The 15,468-nt window shown below is 72.7% G+C and carries 17 protein-coding genes; 8 read left to right on the top strand and 9 right to left on the bottom strand.

Going from position 1 to position 15,468, the window contains the following annotated elements; translation table 11 throughout:
• Positions 1-52: 52 nt before the first annotated feature.
• Complete coding sequence (locus tag ACTWPW_RS20090) at positions 53-1,735, bottom strand: fibronectin type III domain-containing protein (RefSeq protein WP_443169557.1); 1,683 nt, start codon at positions 1,733-1,735, stop codon at positions 53-55.
• 7 nt (positions 1,736-1,742) lie between these two features.
• Complete coding sequence (locus ACTWPW_RS20085; protein WP_443169556.1) at positions 1,743-1,937, bottom strand: hypothetical protein; 195 nt, start codon at positions 1,935-1,937, stop codon at positions 1,743-1,745.
• 24 nt (positions 1,938-1,961) lie between these two features.
• On the opposite strand from ACTWPW_RS20085, the gene ACTWPW_RS20080 reads away from it, so the two are divergent.
• The 4 genes from ACTWPW_RS20080 to ACTWPW_RS20065 all read left to right on the top strand — a co-directional run bounded on the left by ACTWPW_RS20080 (position 1,962) and on the right by ACTWPW_RS20065 (position 6,182).
• Positions 1,962-2,435 (top strand): hypothetical protein, encoded by a 474-nt coding sequence (locus tag ACTWPW_RS20080; protein WP_375114457.1) that lies wholly within the window; start codon positions 1,962-1,964, stop codon positions 2,433-2,435.
• Between the two features lie 84 nt (positions 2,436-2,519).
• Positions 2,520-2,999, top strand: a complete 480-nt coding sequence (locus tag ACTWPW_RS20075; protein WP_443169555.1) for a (2Fe-2S)-binding protein — start codon at positions 2,520-2,522, stop codon at positions 2,997-2,999.
• Between the two features lie 4 nt (positions 3,000-3,003).
• On the top strand, positions 3,004-4,005 hold the full coding sequence (locus ACTWPW_RS20070) for an FAD binding domain-containing protein (protein ID WP_443169554.1): 1,002 nt from the start codon (positions 3,004-3,006) through the stop codon (positions 4,003-4,005).
• Positions 4,002-6,182 carry a xanthine dehydrogenase family protein molybdopterin-binding subunit gene (locus ACTWPW_RS20065; protein WP_443169553.1) on the top strand — a complete coding sequence of 727 codons (2,181 nt, stop codon included), beginning with the start codon at positions 4,002-4,004 and terminating at the stop codon, positions 6,180-6,182. The genes ACTWPW_RS20070 and ACTWPW_RS20065 overlap by 4 nt, the downstream gene beginning before the upstream one ends.
• Here ACTWPW_RS20065 and ACTWPW_RS20060 read toward each other — a convergent pair.
• Positions 6,163-6,837: a phosphatase PAP2 family protein gene (locus tag ACTWPW_RS20060; protein WP_443169552.1), complete on the bottom strand. Its 675-nt coding sequence runs from the start codon at positions 6,835-6,837 to the stop codon at positions 6,163-6,165. The two genes, ACTWPW_RS20065 and ACTWPW_RS20060, sit on opposite strands and share 20 nt — an antisense overlap.
• A gap of 289 nt (positions 6,838-7,126) precedes the next feature.
• On the opposite strand from ACTWPW_RS20060, the gene ACTWPW_RS20055 reads away from it, so the two are divergent.
• Positions 7,127-7,474 carry an STAS domain-containing protein gene (locus ACTWPW_RS20055; RefSeq protein WP_375114462.1) on the top strand — a complete coding sequence of 116 codons (348 nt, stop codon included), beginning with the start codon at positions 7,127-7,129 and terminating at the stop codon, positions 7,472-7,474.
• A 48-nt stretch (positions 7,475-7,522) separates the two neighbouring features.
• On the opposite strand, the gene ACTWPW_RS20050 is transcribed toward ACTWPW_RS20055, so the two are convergent.
• From ACTWPW_RS20050 to ACTWPW_RS20040, 3 genes are all read right to left on the bottom strand, one after another.
• Positions 7,523-10,216, bottom strand: coding sequence for a S8 family serine peptidase (locus ACTWPW_RS20050; RefSeq protein ID WP_443169551.1), 2,694 nt, complete (start codon positions 10,214-10,216; stop codon positions 7,523-7,525).
• Positions 10,217-10,307: 91 nt separating this feature from the next.
• On the bottom strand, positions 10,308-11,126 hold the full coding sequence (locus ACTWPW_RS20045; protein ID WP_443169550.1) for an SAM-dependent methyltransferase: 819 nt from the start codon (positions 11,124-11,126) through the stop codon (positions 10,308-10,310).
• Positions 11,127-11,197: 71 nt separating this feature from the next.
• Positions 11,198-11,620, bottom strand: coding sequence for an NUDIX hydrolase (locus ACTWPW_RS20040; protein WP_375114465.1), 423 nt, complete (start codon positions 11,618-11,620; stop codon positions 11,198-11,200).
• Between the two features lie 40 nt (positions 11,621-11,660).
• Between ACTWPW_RS20040 and ACTWPW_RS20035 the strand changes: the two genes are divergently transcribed.
• On the top strand, positions 11,661-12,095 hold the full coding sequence (locus ACTWPW_RS20035; RefSeq protein WP_375114466.1) for a MarR family winged helix-turn-helix transcriptional regulator: 435 nt from the start codon (positions 11,661-11,663) through the stop codon (positions 12,093-12,095).
• Between the two features lie 22 nt (positions 12,096-12,117).
• On the opposite strand, the gene ACTWPW_RS20030 is transcribed toward ACTWPW_RS20035, so the two are convergent.
• Both ACTWPW_RS20030 and ACTWPW_RS20025 read right to left on the bottom strand, forming a co-directional pair.
• Entirely contained in the window at positions 12,118-12,729 is a 612-nt protein-coding gene (locus ACTWPW_RS20030; RefSeq protein ID WP_443169549.1) for a DJ-1/PfpI family protein, read from the bottom strand.
• Positions 12,726-13,703 carry a GlxA family transcriptional regulator gene (locus ACTWPW_RS20025; protein ID WP_443169548.1) on the bottom strand — a complete coding sequence of 326 codons (978 nt, stop codon included), beginning with the start codon at positions 13,701-13,703 and terminating at the stop codon, positions 12,726-12,728. The genes ACTWPW_RS20030 and ACTWPW_RS20025 overlap by 4 nt, the downstream gene beginning before the upstream one ends.
• Before the next feature lie 127 nt (positions 13,704-13,830).
• On the opposite strand from ACTWPW_RS20025, the gene ACTWPW_RS20020 reads away from it, so the two are divergent.
• Both ACTWPW_RS20020 and ACTWPW_RS20015 read left to right on the top strand, forming a co-directional pair.
• Complete coding sequence (locus ACTWPW_RS20020; RefSeq protein WP_443169547.1) at positions 13,831-14,295, top strand: hypothetical protein; 465 nt, start codon at positions 13,831-13,833, stop codon at positions 14,293-14,295.
• Positions 14,292-14,999: an HD domain-containing protein gene (locus tag ACTWPW_RS20015; protein ID WP_375114470.1), complete on the top strand. Its 708-nt coding sequence runs from the start codon at positions 14,292-14,294 to the stop codon at positions 14,997-14,999. The genes ACTWPW_RS20020 and ACTWPW_RS20015 overlap by 4 nt, the downstream gene beginning before the upstream one ends.
• On the opposite strand, the gene ACTWPW_RS20010 is transcribed toward ACTWPW_RS20015, so the two are convergent.
• Positions 14,942-15,468, bottom strand: a 527-nt coding sequence (locus ACTWPW_RS20010; RefSeq protein ID WP_443169546.1) for a hypothetical protein, incomplete at its 5' end; no start/stop codon positions are given. The two genes, ACTWPW_RS20015 and ACTWPW_RS20010, sit on opposite strands and share 58 nt — an antisense overlap.

Raw genomic sequence — 15,468 nt, 5'->3', positions numbered from 1 at the left:
GGTGCGCGGCGTGACCCCGCCGTACGGACGGCACGGCCCCACCCGGGGTGGATCACTTGGTCACGGTGATGGCGGGGCTGGTGATCTTCTGGTGCTGGCTGTCCAGGTAGACCACGTACGTGGCGTCCCGCTTCGCGGTGACGGGCACCCGGACGGTCTGCTCGATCCGGCCCAGCTCATCGGCCTTCTCGTAGCCGATCAGCGTGCCGTTGCGGCCGTTCCAGGCACCGCCGCGGCGCGCCTCGTCGTCCTGCTCGCGCCACCAGATGGCCACCTTCTCGCCCGGGTCGTAGCCGAAGGCCGAGACCTTGAGCGTCTCCAGGCGCCGCACCGAGGTCTTGTCGACGATGACCTGCTCGCCGACGGTGTTCTCGGGGGTGCGGATGTCGTTGACGGTGCGCTCGCCCTTGTCGTTCTTGCGGATCACGAACCCGTCGTGGTGCTCGCCGTTGGCGTAGCGGGCCTCGAAGGTGATGGTGTCCTTGGCGACGTCGATGAGCTGGTACAGCTGCGTGTTCTGGCTGGTGCTGCGCACCTCGGCGCCGTTGCCGGTCCAGTTCTCGCCGCCGTTGAGCGCGTACATCTTGCCGCCGGAGACCGACACCACGTACGGGACGCCGTTGTGCACGGTGGCCGACTTGCGCGCCACGACCTGGTTGCCGCGCCCGTACGAGTGGTCGTGGCCCTGAAGCACCAGGTCCACGCCGTACTTCTCCAGCAGCGGCGCCCACTGCGCGCGGACGTTCGGGTTGTTGCGGGTGCCCGTGGTGGAGTAGACGGGGTGGTGGAAGGTCACCACGGTCCACTTGTTCGGGTTGTCCTTGAGCAGGCTCTCCAGCCAGGCGGTCTGGGCCGCCATCAGCGTGGCGTTGCTCTGGTAGTTGGTGTCCAGGCCGATGAACCGTACGCCCTGGTAGTCAAGGGTGTAGACGGTCTGCTTGAGCTCGGCGTTGCCCGGCCCGTTGTCCGGGTACGGGAACTGCGGCCGCCAGAACGTCGACAGGCCGCCGCTGTACTCGTGGTTGCCCGGGATCGAAATGTTGTTGACCTGGCCGTCGATGAAGCCGCCGGCCTTGAACCACTGGCCCCACTGCTCCTCGCTGTTGGCGGAGTCGATGAGGTCGCCGGCGTTGACGATCGCCTTGGCCTGCGGCCGGTCGGCGAACGCCTGGCGGAACACGCGCGGCACGGCGGAGTCGATGTAGTTCTGCGCGTCACCGTAGTAGATGAACGAGAACGGCTCGAAGCCGGCGGCGGCGGTGGTGAAGTCGGTCCAGGCGCTCCAGTTGGTGCCGTCACCGACGCGGTAGGTGTAGCGGGTGTTCGGCTGCAGGCCGGTGAACTCGACGGTGTGGTACGTGGAGGCGTACCCGAGCGTGGTGTTGACCGGGGTGCTGGCGCTGGCCCTGACGTCGGTCACCGCGCCCGCGGCCGGCTGGACCTGGCCGAGCGCGCGCGGCGCCTGGAGGATCTGGGCCATGGCGGTGTCGGCGGTGGCCTCGGCGCGCCACGTCACGCGCTGGGTGGTGGCCGGCGTGGTGGTGGGGATGAGGATGATGCGGTCCGGGATCGGGGTGGGCTTGTGCACCTCGGCCGCGGGATAGACGGGCGGTGCCGCCGCGCCGATCGCCGCCGGGCCGAAGGCTAACGCGCTGACCAGCAGCACGCCGGTGCCGACGGCCGCGAGCTTCGCCTGCCGGGACCCGAACGGCCGCGACTTCGTGGGCTGATTCACTTCTGGTTCACTCCATCGAGAAGCGGACTCGCCCATCCGCGAGTTGCGGGATGGACGCCAGCGCATTCACCCAGGCATCTCTGACGATCATCTGTCCCGCGCTTGTCCGGCAGATGAATTCATGATCGGAAATATGGCGGTAATCGGTTGTTTGTCCGTTGTTTCCCAGGCGCGTCCTACGATCGGCGATCGGATCGATCATGCGCGCGGGCCGGGAGGTGGACGGATGGCGGTGACCCGCCGGTGGGGCCTGCTGCCCGCCGTGGCGGCGCTCGGGACGCTGTTCGTGGTGCCGCCCGCGCAGCCGGTCGTCAAGACGGAGACCTTCATGACGGCGGAGACGACCGGGCTCCTGCTGATCGAGGGCGGCGAGTGCTTCAGCGATCCGACGTACTCGCCGGGGGCGGGCGAGCGGATCGTGCTCTACACGCCCTGCGCCGGCGGCGCGGACAACCAGTCGTACGGCTTCACCCACGCCCCCGACGGCCCGTACGACCGGGCGGCGCTGACCTCGTTCGCCTGGAAGAGCTGCGGCGAGCTCTACACCGAGCTGTGGGGCGCCACCCGCGTCGACGGCCTCGACCACTACCCGATCATGCCGACCGCCGAGACCTGGGCCGACGGCGACCGCGACGTGATGTGCGCCGTCTACCGCCGCACCGGCCGCCTCACCGGATCGGCGCTGCCCGCCCAGCGCTGAGCTCCGCGAACCGCCGGGAATCTTGACTCGCATTTGTCATGCCATATGGGGATCGGTGTGACGTGGCGGATTAGCGTGGCGCCTATGACCTCGGAGGTGACGACCGGGTTCACGGTGAACGGCCGGGCCGTCCGCCTGGACCTCGACCCGAGAGAGTCGCTGCTCGACGTCCTTCGGGAGCGGCTTGGACTGACCGGGTCGAAGAAGGGCTGCGATCACGGGCAGTGCGGCGCCTGCACGGTGCACGTGGACGGGCGCCGCGTCGTGCCCTGCCTGCTGCCGGCCGTACAGGTGAACGGCGGATCGGTGACCACGATCGAGGGCGTGACCGGCCCCGGCGGCGAGCTGCACCCGCTGCAGCAGGCGTTCGTGGACCACGACGCCCTGCAGTGCGGCTACTGCACGCCTGGCCAGGTGATGTCCGGGCTGGCCTGCATCGCCGAAGGGCACGCCGGCGACGACGACGAGATCCGCGAGTACATGAGCGGCAACCTGTGCCGGTGCGGTGCGTACACCGGCATCCTGGCGGCGGTGCGCGCGGCCGCCGGCCGGCGGGAGGGCTGAGGCCGTGCGCTCGTTCTCCTACGCCGCCCCGGCCACCCTCGACGAGGCCGTGCGCGCCCTCACGGAGGCGGGGCCGGGCGCGAAGGTGCTGGCCGGCGGGACCACGCTGTACGACCTGATGAAGCTGGACATCGAGACCCCGCCCGCCGTCGTGGACGTCCGCGCCCTACGCGAGCTGGCCGGCATCGACACCGCCGGGCAGGAGCTGTCGTTCGGCGCCGGGGCGCTGATGGCCGACGTGGCGGCGGACCCGGTGCTGCGGCGCGACTATCCGGCGCTGGCGGAGTCCCTGTCCAAGGCCGCCTCGCAGCAGCTGCGCAACATGGCGACGATCGGCGGGAACCTGCTCCAGCGCACCCGGTGCGCGTACTTCCGGGGCGGCCCGGCCTTCCCGTGCAACAAGCGGCAACCGGGCAGCGGCTGCGCGGCGATCGGCGGCCTGGACCGGGGGCACGCCCTGCTCGGTGGCAGCGACGCCTGCATCGCCACCTATCCCGGGGACTGGGCGGTCGCGCTGATCGCGTTCGACGCGGTCCTGGACGTGGCGGGGCCGCGCGGCAAGCGCACGCTCGCGCTGGCCGACCTGCACGTGGAGCCGGGGGACACGCCGGCCAGGGAGCACACGCTGGACTGGGACGAGATCGTCACGCGCATCCGCGTGCCGGTGACGGCCGCCGGGCGCGGCTCGACCTACCACAAGGTCCGGGACCGGGAGTCGTACGCGTTCGCGCTGGCCTCGGCGGCCGTGGCGGTGACGCTGGACGGCGGCGGCGCCGTCGAGGAGTGCCGCATCGCGGTGGGCGGCGTCGCCACCCGCCCCTGGCGCTGCCACGACGCGGAGCGCGAGCTGGCCGGCGCGGTGCTGGACCGGCGGAGCGCGCGCCGGGCCGGCGAGGCCGCGTTCGCGGGCGCCCGTCCGGGCACGCACAACGCCTTCCGGGTCGAGCTGGGGGCCCGCACCGTGGCCGAGGCGCTGCGGATCGCCGGGGAGAGGGCCGTACCATGATCGGAGACGGCATCCGGCGCGTCGGCGCCAGGGAGAAGGTCACCGGGGCGGCGCGCTACGGCACCGACCGCACCCCGCCCGGCCTCGCGTACGCCATGCCCGTCGTCGCCACCGTCGGCAAGGGCCGCATCACGCGCCTCGACACGGCGCGGGCCGCGGCCGTCCCCGGCGTGCTGCTGATCCTGTCGCACCTCGACGACCTGGGCATCACCCCGGCGGGCTACATCATGCACGACGGCTACGCCTTCCAGAGCCTGCAGCCGCTGCTGGACGACCGCATCGCCTACCGGGGACAGCCGATCGCGCTGGTCGTGGCCGACACGCTGGTCGCCGCCACGGAGGCGGCCGGGCTGGTGCGGGCGGAGTACGACACGGAGCCGTTCGCGGTGGAGCTGGCCGCCGAAGGCACCGAGACCGTGCTCCAGCAGGAGGCGCTCCCGCTGCCGTTCCTCGCCGACGTCGTGGTGGGCGACGCCGACGGCGAGTACGACCGCAGCCCCGTCCGGGTGGACGAGGTCTACGAGGCCGGCCCGCAGCACCAGGTGCCGATGGAGCTGATCGGCGGCGTGGTCGACTGGCGCGGGGACACCGTGGTCGTGCACGAGGGCACGCAGAGCGTGGGGGCGCTGCGCGGCGGCCTGGCCAGGCAGCTCGGCATCGACCCCGACGACGTCCGGGTCATGGCGCCGTACGTGGGGGGCGCGTTCGGGCAGAAGAACTCGCTGCAGCCGCACATCGCGCCGCTGGCGGTCGCCGCCCGCCGGCTCGGCCGCCCGGTCAAGCTCGTGCTGCCCCGGGCCCACACCTTCCACGCGGCCAGCTTCCGCCCCGCCAGCCGCCACCGCGTACGCCTCGGCGCCGACCGCTCGGGCCGGCTGCTCGCCGCGATCCACGAGGTGGACCAGCAGGCCTCCCGGTACGACCTGCTCCCCGCGACCTACACCGAGATCACCTCGCGCCTGTACGACATCCGCAACTTCCGGGGCCGGCAGCGGCACGTCCGGACCGACGCGCAGACCCCGGGTTACATGCGCGCGCCGTTCGAGCATCCGGCCGTGTTCGCGCTGGAGTCGGCCGTCGACGAGATCGCCCACGCCACCGGCCGCGATCCGGTCGAGCTGCGCCTGTCCAACGACGCCCGCGCGGACCCGGTGACGGGCAAGCCGTTCTCCTCCCGGCATCTGACCGCGTGCCTGCGCCGGGGCGCGGAGCTGTTCGGCTGGGCGGAGCGCGCGCCGGACCCCTGCTCCATGCGCGAGGACGACGGGACGCTGGTCGGGTGGGGGGTGGCGGCGGGCGCGTACCCGTCGCTCACGGTGCCGACCCTGGCCCGGCTGCGCGCCGACGCGGCCGGCCACGTCCTGGTCCAGGTGGGCGGGCACGAGTTCGGCCAGGGCATCACGACCACCCTCGTCGCCGCCGTCGCGGGCGATCTCGGCCTGGCCCCCGACGCCGTGCGCGTCGACGTCGGCGACACCCGGTCCGTGCCGCATCACCTGACCGCGGGCGCGTGGGGGACGAACAGCACCCTGCTGGCGGTGCACGCCGCGCTGCGCGACCTGCGGCGGAAGGTGGGCGCCGGGCCCGAGGGGCCGGTGGACCTGGCGGCGGCCGTCAGGGCGACCGGCGGGGAGGAAGTCGTGGTCGAGGCCGTCACCCAGGCGCCCGGCCAGCCGCCGGAGATGATCGACCGGATGCGGGCGGGCCTGGTCGCGCCGGCCGGCCCCGAGTACCCCGCCCACGTCTCCTTCAGCTTCATCGCCCACTTCGCCGAGGTGCGGGTGGAGCCCGCCACGCGGCGCGTACGCGTGCCCCGGGTGGTCAGCGTGGCCGACTGCGGCCGGGTGGCCAGCCCGGTGACCGCCGACGCGCAGGTGCGCGGCGGGGTGGTGTGGGGCATCGGCGCGGCACTGCGCGAGCGCAGCGAGGTCGATCCGCGCTACGGCGGCTTCGTCAACAACGACCTGGCGGACTACGTGATCCCGGTCAACGCCGACATCGGCCGGATCGAGGTCGGCTTCATCGACGAGCCGGACTTCGTGCTCAACCCGATGGGGGTCAAGAACCTCGGCGAGGTGGCCGTGGTCGGGGTCGCGCCCGCCATCGCCAACGCCGTCTTCCACGCCACCGGCCGCCGCCTGCGCCGCCTGCCGATCCTCATCGAGGACCTGCTCTGACCCCCGGCTCGGCCGCGACCCGCGGCCGGTGGAGGATCGCGCGGGCGGCCATGACGAGACAGCCGGCGCCGAGCAGCAGCCCCCAGACGACGTCGGTGACGAAGTGCAGGCCCCGGTAGAGCCGGGAGAAGCTCACCACGAGCACCGCGGCGACCGCGAGCACCCAGATCGCCACCCGGGCCGGCCGGCCGCGGGCGCGCGTGGCCACGATGAGCGCGAGCCCGCAGTAGAACGCGACGGCGGCGCTGACGTGGCCGGACGGGAAGCTGGAGGTGGGCGGGGCCTCGTCGAGGTGCCGGACGGGCGGGCGGTGGCGGCCGACGAGCTCGGTGGTGGCCAGGAAGATCAGCGACTGGCTCCATACTGCCGCGATCAGGAAGATCGGCTCGCGCCAGGCGGCGTGCCGGAGCCTGAGGGCGATCACCGCCGCCACGGTGAGCGCCACGATGTACGGGGTGTCCGACAGGCTGCTGCCGAGGTCGGTGAGGGTGTTCCCCAGCGAGGTGCGGCCGGCGGCCAGGGCCCGGTTGACGGCCGCCTCGCCGGTGGGCCGGCCCATGACCACCATGCCCGCGCCGTACGTGGCCGCCGCCAGCAGCAGCATCGGCGTCAAGATCGATAACGCGTAGTACCTGACGTCCTCGGACCTGATCACCGATCACTCCCTCGCTCACCGGCGAGGCGGGCCCGCGGTCCCCGTCCCGCCGCCACGGACGCCACGGACGCCACGGACGCCACGGACGCCACGACCGTGATCGGCCGCCCTTCCTCGATGCGCATCCGCCCTCGGCTACCCCGCCGGGGAGCGTTGATTCCCACCACGAGGGCGGGAGGGGCGTGATCGGCGGGTCGCCAGTATGCCAATCCTGTCCTGGGAGCGGGTTACGCCTTTTATTGCACTATGCAAATATAAGGACGGCGAACCGTTGGAGCGGAGGGGTGGAATGGCAAACGCGCAGTGTACCGGCTTCACCTGGATCGTCACTCAGCGTGACGGTGCGGCTGTCCTGAGTCCCGAAGGGGATCTGGACCTGGCCACGATGGAGGAGTTCCGCAACGGGCTGGCCCAGGCGATGAAATGCCACAGGCCGCCGCTCGTCGTCGTCGACCTCCAGGGGGTCGGCTTCTGCGACTCCTCGGGGCTGAACACGCTGATCTGGGCCGCCAACACCGTGGAGGCCGCGGGTGGGCGGCTCCAGCTGAGCGGCGCGGGTCCCCGGGTGACGCGGCTGCTGCGCCTGACCGGGCTGGACCGGCGGTTCTCTCCCTGCGACACGCCGGCCGCGTCGTAGCGGGGCTCCGGGAGCCCCGCGCGGACCCGGCCGGCGCGCCGCCGCCGGTCAGCGGGGTCCGACGACCAGGCGCGGGTGCTTGTACACGCGCCAGCCGCCCGCGCCGTACCCGAAGTTGCCGATCTTCAGGTCCAGGCTCCCGAACGCGCCCTTGCCGTTGTTGAACGAGACCCACGCGCCCGCGTGGCCGAAGCCGAGGATGTCGGCCTGGCGGTCGCCGGTGAGGTCGGCGACGAAGCGCGGATGGCGCTCCACCCGCCAGCCGCCCGCCACGTACCCGAAGTTCCCGAGCGCGAGCTGCGGCGCCTGGAACGTCCCGTTGCCGTTGTTGAGGGAAACCCACACCCCCGCGTCGCCGAACCCCACGATGTCCGCCCGGCCGTCACCCGTCAGATCCGCCAGGAAGCGCGGATGCCGCTCCACCCGCCAGCCGCCCGCCACGTGACCGAAGCTGCCGAGCGCGAGCTGCGGCGCCTGGAACGTCCCGTTGCCGTTGTTGAGCGAGACCCACACCCCCGCGTCGCCGAACCCCACGATGTCCGCCCGGCCGTCACCCGTCAGATCCGCCAGGAAGCGCGGATGGCGCTCCACCCGCCAGCCGCCCGCGTCGTACCCGAAGTTCCCGAGCGCGAGCTGCGGCGTGTCGAAATGGCCCGCGCCCATGTTGCGGGACACCCAGACACCGGCGTTGCCGAACCCGACGATGTCGGCCCGGTGGTCGCCGGTCACGTCCGCCAGGAAGCGCGGGTGGCGCTCCACCCGCCAGCCGCCCGCGTCGTACCCGAAGTTCCCGAGCGCGAGCTGCGGCCCCTGGAACGTGCCGTTGCCGCTGTTGAGCGCGACGTAGACGCCCGCGTTGCCGAACCCGACGATGTCGGCGCGGCGGTCGCCGGTGAGGTCCACCGCGAAGCGCGGGTGGCGCTCCACCCGCCAGCCCCCGGCCGCGTGGCCGAAGTTGGGGACCGCGAGCTGCAACGCCTGGAAGGTGGCGTTGCCGCTGTTGAGCGCGACGTAGACGCCCGCGTCGCCGAACCCGACGACGTCCGCCCGGCCGTCACCGGTCAGATCCGCCAGGTAGCGCGGATGCCGCTCCACCCGCCAGCCGCCCGCCTCGTAGCCGAAGTTGCCGACGGCGAGCTGGGGCGCGGTGAAGTTGCCGTTCCCCTGGTTCCTGGAGACGTACATGCCGGCGTCGCCGAACCCGACGACGTCGGCCTTCCTGTCCCCGGTCAGGTCGGCGGTGAAGGCCACGTCCGCCGGGAAGATCAGCGGCGAGGTGACCGCGTTCATCGCGTTGACGCGGCCGCCGCCCAGCATGCCGGCGAGACCGGCGTTCGTCGCGTCGATGTTGTCGCACGTGCTCTCGACGATCAGCCGTACCTGGTGGTTGGTGAGGTTGCGGTTGCGCGACCAGACCAGCGCGGCGACCCCGGCCACGTGCGGCGAGGCCATCGACGTGCCGTCGCTGAAGGCGTAGCCGCCGTCCCGGAAGGTGGACCAGGTGTTGACGCCGGGCGCGGACACGTCGACGTTCGTGCCGAAGTTCGAGAACGACGCCTTGCGGTCGGACTGGTCGAGCGCGGCGACGGCGATCACCTCGGGGTAGACGCCGGGGTACTGCGGGGTGACGTCGGTGTTGGTGCCGTTGTTGCCGGCGGCGAAGACCACGACCACGTTCGCGGCGACCGCGTCCTGGATGGCGGTACGCACGCCCGCGTGGTCGCCGTTCATGCGCCAGCTGCAGTTGACGACGTAGCGGCGGTCGGGGTGGGCGTTCGCGTGGCCGGCCACGTACCTGATGGCGTCCGCCCGGTTCTGGTTCATGCCGGTCGTGAGGTCCACGCGCAGCGGCATCAGACGGCAGAGCGGCGCCACCCCGATGACCCCGTTCGTGTCGTTGACCGCGGCGCAGGTGCCGCAGACGTGCGAGCCGTGCCCGTTCCCGTCCTCCGGTACGGGGTCGTTCCCGTCGGCGAAGTCCCAGTCCTCCGTGCCGCGCGGCAGGAAGTTGGCCTTCAGGTCGGGGTGGTTCATGGACGCCCCGGTGTCGATCACCGCGATGATCACCTCGGGGTCGCCGCGGGTGAGCTCCCAGGCCTCGGAGGCGTGGATGTCCGCGCCCGTGACGCCGGTCGCGCCGTTGACCGCCTGGCCGGTGTTGCGCATGCCCCAGAGCAGGCCGAAGTCGCCGTCGTCCGGGACGAACAGCAGGGCGCTGTTGAAGCCCACCTCGCTGGGCTCGGCGAAGACCACCTCCGCCGGCTGCGACAGCTCGCGGATCGCCGCGAACAGGCCCCGCCCCTCGGGCACGGCCACGGTGTAGTAGCCGGGCGTGCGCTGCCGGACCAGGATGCGGCTGCCGTGCTCCCGGATGATCTCCTCGGCGCGGGCCGCGTCGACGTCCCCCCGGAACTGGACGGTGAGCTCGTCCGGCAGGAAGTACCGGGACGCGCCGTGCTCGTCGATCATCACCGGGAGCGAGTCCGTCACCTCGTCCTGCGCGGTCACCTCGCCCATGCTCGTGGGGCTGACGTACACGGCCGCGAAGCCCCGCTCCAAGTTGTAGCCCTGGCTGACCGACAGGAGCGCGGGGGCGGAGACGATCCGGTTGAGCGTGTCGATCTCCCCCTGGCGCCCGAACGTCACCATGGCCTCGTCGGGCTTGGGGGCGAACGCGGTGAGATGGCCGTTGGTCTTGTCGACGTAGCTGTATTCGCTCTCTTCCGAACGGGGAGTGGCCATGTTCGGCACCTTCTTCAGAAAAGGGGATGAGAGCTGCCGACACTATGCCGATGGCCACGCTCCGTCCTCAGGGGAGGACCTAGGGAAGTCCCTAAGACAGGCGGCCGACCGCGCCCAGGAGCCCGGGGACGGTCAGGTCGGCCTCCGCCAGCCGGTCGAGCTCGGACTCCGGCCGCCAGGACTTGACCGGTACGAGCCCGGGCTCCAGCAGCTTCATGCCGTCGAAGAAGTCGGTGATCTGCCGCAGCGAGCGGGCGGCCAGCGCCCCCGGCTTCGTCGCCCTGTACACCTGCTGCCCCGCCTTGACCTTGGGGTCGTCCGCGTCGGGCGTGTAGAAGTGGGAGATCAGCAGGTGGCTGCCCGGCACGAGCGGCGCGCGCAGGGTCGCGACGATGTCGCTCGCCTGCCGGTCGCCCGGCACGAAGTGCAGCACCGCCGACATCAGCACCGCCGTGGGCAGGCCGAGATCGAGATGCCCGGTGATCTGGGGGTCGCTCAGGATGGCCGCCGGGTCGGTGACGTCGCCCCAGACCGCGACGGTGTCGGGGGTGTCGGCGAGCAGGGCCCGGGCGTGCGCCAGGACGATCGGGTCGTTGTCGACGTAGACCACCCGCGTGTCGGGGGCGACCCGCTGCGCGACCTGGTGGACGTTCTCCTGGGTGGGCAGGCCGGCGCCGATGTCGAGGAACTGGCGCACGCCCTGCTCGGCCATGAGCCGCACGGCCTTGCCGATGAAGGCCCGGTTGTCGCGGGCCGTCTCACGCACCTCCGGGACGATCGCGATGATCTTCTCGGCGGCCTCGCGGTCGGAGGGGAAGTTGTCCTTCCCGCCCAGGTAGTAGTCGTACATGCGGGCCACGCTGGGAACCGTCGGGTCAACACCGGGCACGTCCGGCTCAGCAGCACTCACGTGTCGTCTCCCTGCGCTGGGGCTAGCGCCAGCGTAGCGATCACCCCGTACGGGGTGAACCCCCTGCGCGGTCAGTGCAGCAGGCCGCTTCCGTGCAGGGCCTCCAGGACCAGGGAGTCGACGTACGACACCCGGTGCCGGTCGGCGTACCCGAACCAGGCCTTCTCCGCGATCTCCATGGACGGGGTGAGCGGCCCCTGGTGGTCGGCGGTGTAGCAGATCATCCGGAACGGCCCGCGCTCCGGGTGGCCGGCCGGGATCTCGAAGGTGCCGAAATGCACCATGGTGTCCCCGTCGATGGCCGTCAGCAGCTCCTCGTCGATCTCCCTGACGAGGGTCTGGCGGTCGGACTCGCCGGGCTCGCGCATCCCGCCCGGGAAGTAGAACACGTCGCGGCCGTGGCTGCGCGTCATCAGCACCTGGTGGTCGCGTACGAGGACCCAGGCCACCTTCTCCGGCACGCCGTCATCGTTCACGCCGTCATCATCCGCCATGGCTCGGCACCCTGGCGGGGAAGTACGGGAGACTTGGCGGGTGAGTGCCGAGAACGACCGCCCCGCCGCCCCGGTGACCAGCACCTCCATCGTGGTGCTGACGCTCGCGCGCCGGATCGAGACCGAGCTCAACGCCGCCCTCGCGCCGCTCGACCTCACCGTGAGCCGGCTCGGGCTGCTCGGTCACGTCGCGGCCGTGCCCGGGATCTCGTTCAGCGAGCTCGCGCGGATGTCCGGCATCACGGTGCAGAGCGTGCACGCGGCGGTGAAGGCGCTCGCCGGGGCCGGGCTGGTGCGCGATCACACCGCCCGCGCCGGGTCCGCCTCCACGATCGAGCTCACGCCCGACGGCGAGCGCCTGCTCCAGGAGGCCCGGGCGGCGGTGGCCGGGGTGGACGAGCGGATGTTCGGGCCGGGCGCCGACCCGATCCAGCGGCAGGTGGGCGACGCCGTGCGGTCCGCGTTCGCCCCCTGAGCCCCGGCGCCGGCGCCGGCGGTCAGGCGTCCGGGACGGGCTCGTCCGCGAGGTACGGCGGTGCGGGGTCGTACTGCAGCGCCCGCCGCACGGCCCGGGCGTGGTCGCGGCCGTGCAGGCGGCCGACGAGCCACAACGCGCTGTCGATCCCGGCCGAGACGCCCTGGCTGGTCAGCAGGCCGCCGTCCGCGACGTAACGGGCGTCCCGCACGACGGTGACGTCCCCCAGCGCTTCGAGCTCGTCCTCGTGGTCCCGGTGCGTGGCCACCCGCCGCCCGCGCGCCGGGCCGGCGGCGTGCAGCAGGAACGTGCCGGTGCAGACGGAGCACACCCAGGTGGCCTGGGCGGCCGTCTTGGCGATCCAGCCGGTGACGACGGGGTTGTGCGGCTCGACCACCCGGGCGCCCCGGCCGCCCGGGACGAGCAGCACGTCCAGGGGCGGGTGGTCGTCGAGGGTGTGGTCGGGCAGCACGCGCATGCCCTTGGCGCAGCGCACGGGGCCGGGGCCCTCGGCGATGAGCACGGCGGCGTCCTGGCCGTCGCGCCGGGCCGCGGACACGGTGAAGACCTCCCAGGGGCCCACGAAATCGAGCTCCTCGGCCTGGTCGAAGATGAGCAGTCCGTACGTGGTCACAGGTCGCCTCCCTTGGCGATGGAGTGGAATCGGTCGCGGTAGTCGGAGGGCGCGACGCCCACGCGGCGGTGGAACGTGCGGCGCAGGGTCTCGGCGGTGCCGAAGCCGCAGCGGCGGGCGATGACCTCGACCGGGTCGTCGCTCTCCGCCAGGGCGCGGCGGGCCGCCTCGACGCGTACCCGCTCGACGTACGAGCCGGGTGGGACGCCGAGCTCGGCGGTGAAGCGCCGTTGCAGGTGGCGCGGGCTGAGCCCGGCGTGCGCGGCGAGCTCCTGGATGTCGTGCCGGGCGCCGGGGTCGGCGTGGATGGCCGACACGGCGGCGCGGACGGGGTCGGTGGACGGCTGCGCCGACCACAGCGCCACGCTGAACTGCGACTGGCTGCCCGGCCTGCGCAGGTACATGACCAGCCGGCGGGCCACCTCGAGCGCGACGTCGCCGCCGAGGTCGTCCTCGACCAGCGCGAGGGCGAGGTCCATGCCGGCGGTCACCCCGGCCGACGTCCACACGCGCCCGTCCCTGACGAAGATCGGATCGCCGTCGACCGTCACGCCGGGGTGCTCCCGGGCGAGCTGGTCGACGCGCGCCCAGTGCGTGGTGACCCGGCGGCCGTCGAGCAGCCCGGCCGCGGCCAGCAGGAAGGCCCCGCTGCAGACGGAGGTGACCCGGCGGGCCCCGGCGCCGGCGGCGGCGACCCAGGCGGTCAGCCTGGGGTCGTTCCTGGCCTCGTAGACGCCGGTGCCGCCGGCGACGACCAGCGTGTCCACGCCCTCCGGGGACAGCGTGGCGATGCCGTGACCGGCGTGCACGGGCAGGCCGCTGCCCGTGTGGACGAGGCCCGGGGACGGGGCCACGATCTCGCAGGCGTAGCCGCCCGCCAGCCTGCCGGCCTGCTGGAACACCTCGTACGGGCCGGTCAGGTCGAGGGACTGGAAGCCCTCGAAGACGACGAAGACGACGCGGCGCTGGTTCACCCCTTCACCCTGCTGGCCGCCGGGCGATGGCGTCAACGACCGCTACCCCACAGATCGCGCCATGCCTTCAGCATGCCTGAAGGTGCGTGCTACGCTTCAGGCCACCTGAAGGTTGGAGGAGGAACACATGGAGCACTTGCTGCTGTCGATCCACGTGGTCGCCGGCATCGTGTTCGTGGGCGGCTCGGCCGTCGCCACGAGCCTGTTCCCGCGATACGTGCCGATCGCCGCGGGCGCGGACGGGGACGCGGCCGCCCAGGAAGGGCGTAGCCGGGCCGTGGCCGTGGCGTTGCACCGCATCACGCGTGGCTACAGCCTGGCCGGGCTCGTCGTGCCCGCCGCCGGGATCGTGCTGGCCTTCGCGCAGGGCCGTACCGGTGAGATCTGGGTCGTCCTCGCCATGGTCCTCACCGCGGCGGCGGGCCTGCTGCTGGCGGTGCAGATCCACCCGCGCCAGCGCGACGCCCTCGCCACGCCCGGCGACCGCGCGCCGCTGCGCACCCTGTCCATGCTCGCGGGCGGCTACAACGTGGTGTGGACGGTGGTCGTCGTGCTGATGATCGTCCGCCCCGGCGCGGCGGAAGGGGCGTGACGGCGTTGTACGGCAGCCTCCCGTTCCCCTGGAACGACCTGACCCGGAACGCGACGCGCTTCGCCCGCGACCTGGAAGAGCCCGCGATCTTCAACCACAGCATGCGCACCTATCTCTACGGGCGCCTGATCGGCGAGCGGCAGGACCTGCGGCCCGGCCGTGACTACGACGACGAGCTGCTGTTCCTGGCCTGCGTGTTGCACGACACCGGGCTCAGCGAGCCGGGCGACGGCGACCAGCGCTTCGACCTCGACGGCGCCGACCTGGCCGCCGACTTCCTCACCGCCGAGGGCGTGCCGCCCGAGAAGGTGGAGGTCGTCTGGGACGCGATCGCCCTGCACCTGTCCCCCGAGATCGCCCTGCGCAAGCGGCCCGAGATCGCGCTCGTGACGGCCGGCGCCGGCTTCGACCTGGGGGCCGCCGAACCCGCCCTCCCGCCCGGGTACGCCGACGAGATCCACGCGGTGCTGCCCCGCCTGCACGCCGCCGCCGTGCTCCATGACGCGATCGTCGGCCAGGCGCTCGTCAAGCCGCGGAAGGCGCCGCCGTTCAGCGTGCCCGGCGAGCTCGTCCGCCAGGCGACCCGCCGTACCTGGCCCACCTGGCGGGAGCTGACCGGGAACTCCGCGTGGGACGACTACGACGGCTACCGGCCGGTCATCGAGCCGCCGCCCTGCCCGTCGTCGATGGAGTCCGGCGAGTAGTAGCGGCGCAGCCAGTCGGCCAGCCCGTCGAGCCCGGGGAGCAGGACGCGCTCCGTGACGTTCGCCTGGTCCAGCTTCTGCCTGATCTCGGCCTTGACCCCGGCCGGGATCACCCATCGGTGGCCGAGCTCCTGATGCTCCTCCAGCCACTCCTCGAGCTGGAACGTCGGGTCCGAGAACACCGACAGCACCGACGACTGGTTGATCACCCGCTCGTCCAGCGACGGCGGCTCGAAGAACGCCAGGAACGGGCGGCCGCCACCGCCCAGCCGGTCGAAGCAGGGCAGGTCGGCGGCGACCTCCGCGAGCATCTCCGTGGTGAAGAGCAGGGCGCCCTCGGCGTCGAGCGACGCGCGCAGCGGCTCCGGCAGTAGCCGGTGGGCGCCCGAGCAGTCCACCGCGAGCAGCGCGCCGTCCTCGTCCGGCCACGACGCGGTCGTGAAGTGCAGGGCCACGAGCGGCGAGAAGG

It is taken from the genome of Nonomuraea sp. KM90, assembly GCF_052246675.1.
Taxonomy (GTDB): Bacteria; Actinomycetota; Actinomycetes; order Streptosporangiales; family Streptosporangiaceae; genus Nonomuraea.
This window is presented reverse-complemented; position numbering and strand designations above follow the sequence as displayed.

Excerpts from the sequence above, each read along its gene's own strand:
- ACTWPW_RS20085 (WP_443169556.1), bottom strand. The coding sequence starts at position 1,937 with ATGATCGATCCGATCGCCGATCGTAGGACGCGCCTGGGAAACAACGGA.
- ACTWPW_RS20080 (WP_375114457.1), top strand. The coding sequence starts at position 1,962 with ATGGCGGTGACCCGCCGGTGGGGCCTGCTGCCCGCCGTGGCGGCGCTC.
- ACTWPW_RS20075 (WP_443169555.1), top strand. The coding sequence starts at position 2,520 with ATGACCTCGGAGGTGACGACCGGGTTCACGGTGAACGGCCGGGCCGTC.
- ACTWPW_RS20065 (WP_443169553.1), top strand. The coding sequence starts at position 4,002 with ATGATCGGAGACGGCATCCGGCGCGTCGGCGCCAGGGAGAAGGTCACC.
- ACTWPW_RS20055 (WP_375114462.1), top strand. The coding sequence starts at position 7,127 with ATGGCAAACGCGCAGTGTACCGGCTTCACCTGGATCGTCACTCAGCGT.
- ACTWPW_RS20050 (WP_443169551.1), bottom strand. The coding sequence starts at position 10,216 with ATGGCCACTCCCCGTTCGGAAGAGAGCGAATACAGCTACGTCGACAAG.
- ACTWPW_RS20040 (WP_375114465.1), bottom strand. The coding sequence starts at position 11,620 with ATGGCGGATGATGACGGCGTGAACGATGACGGCGTGCCGGAGAAGGTG.
- ACTWPW_RS20020 (WP_443169547.1), top strand. The coding sequence starts at position 13,831 with ATGGAGCACTTGCTGCTGTCGATCCACGTGGTCGCCGGCATCGTGTTC.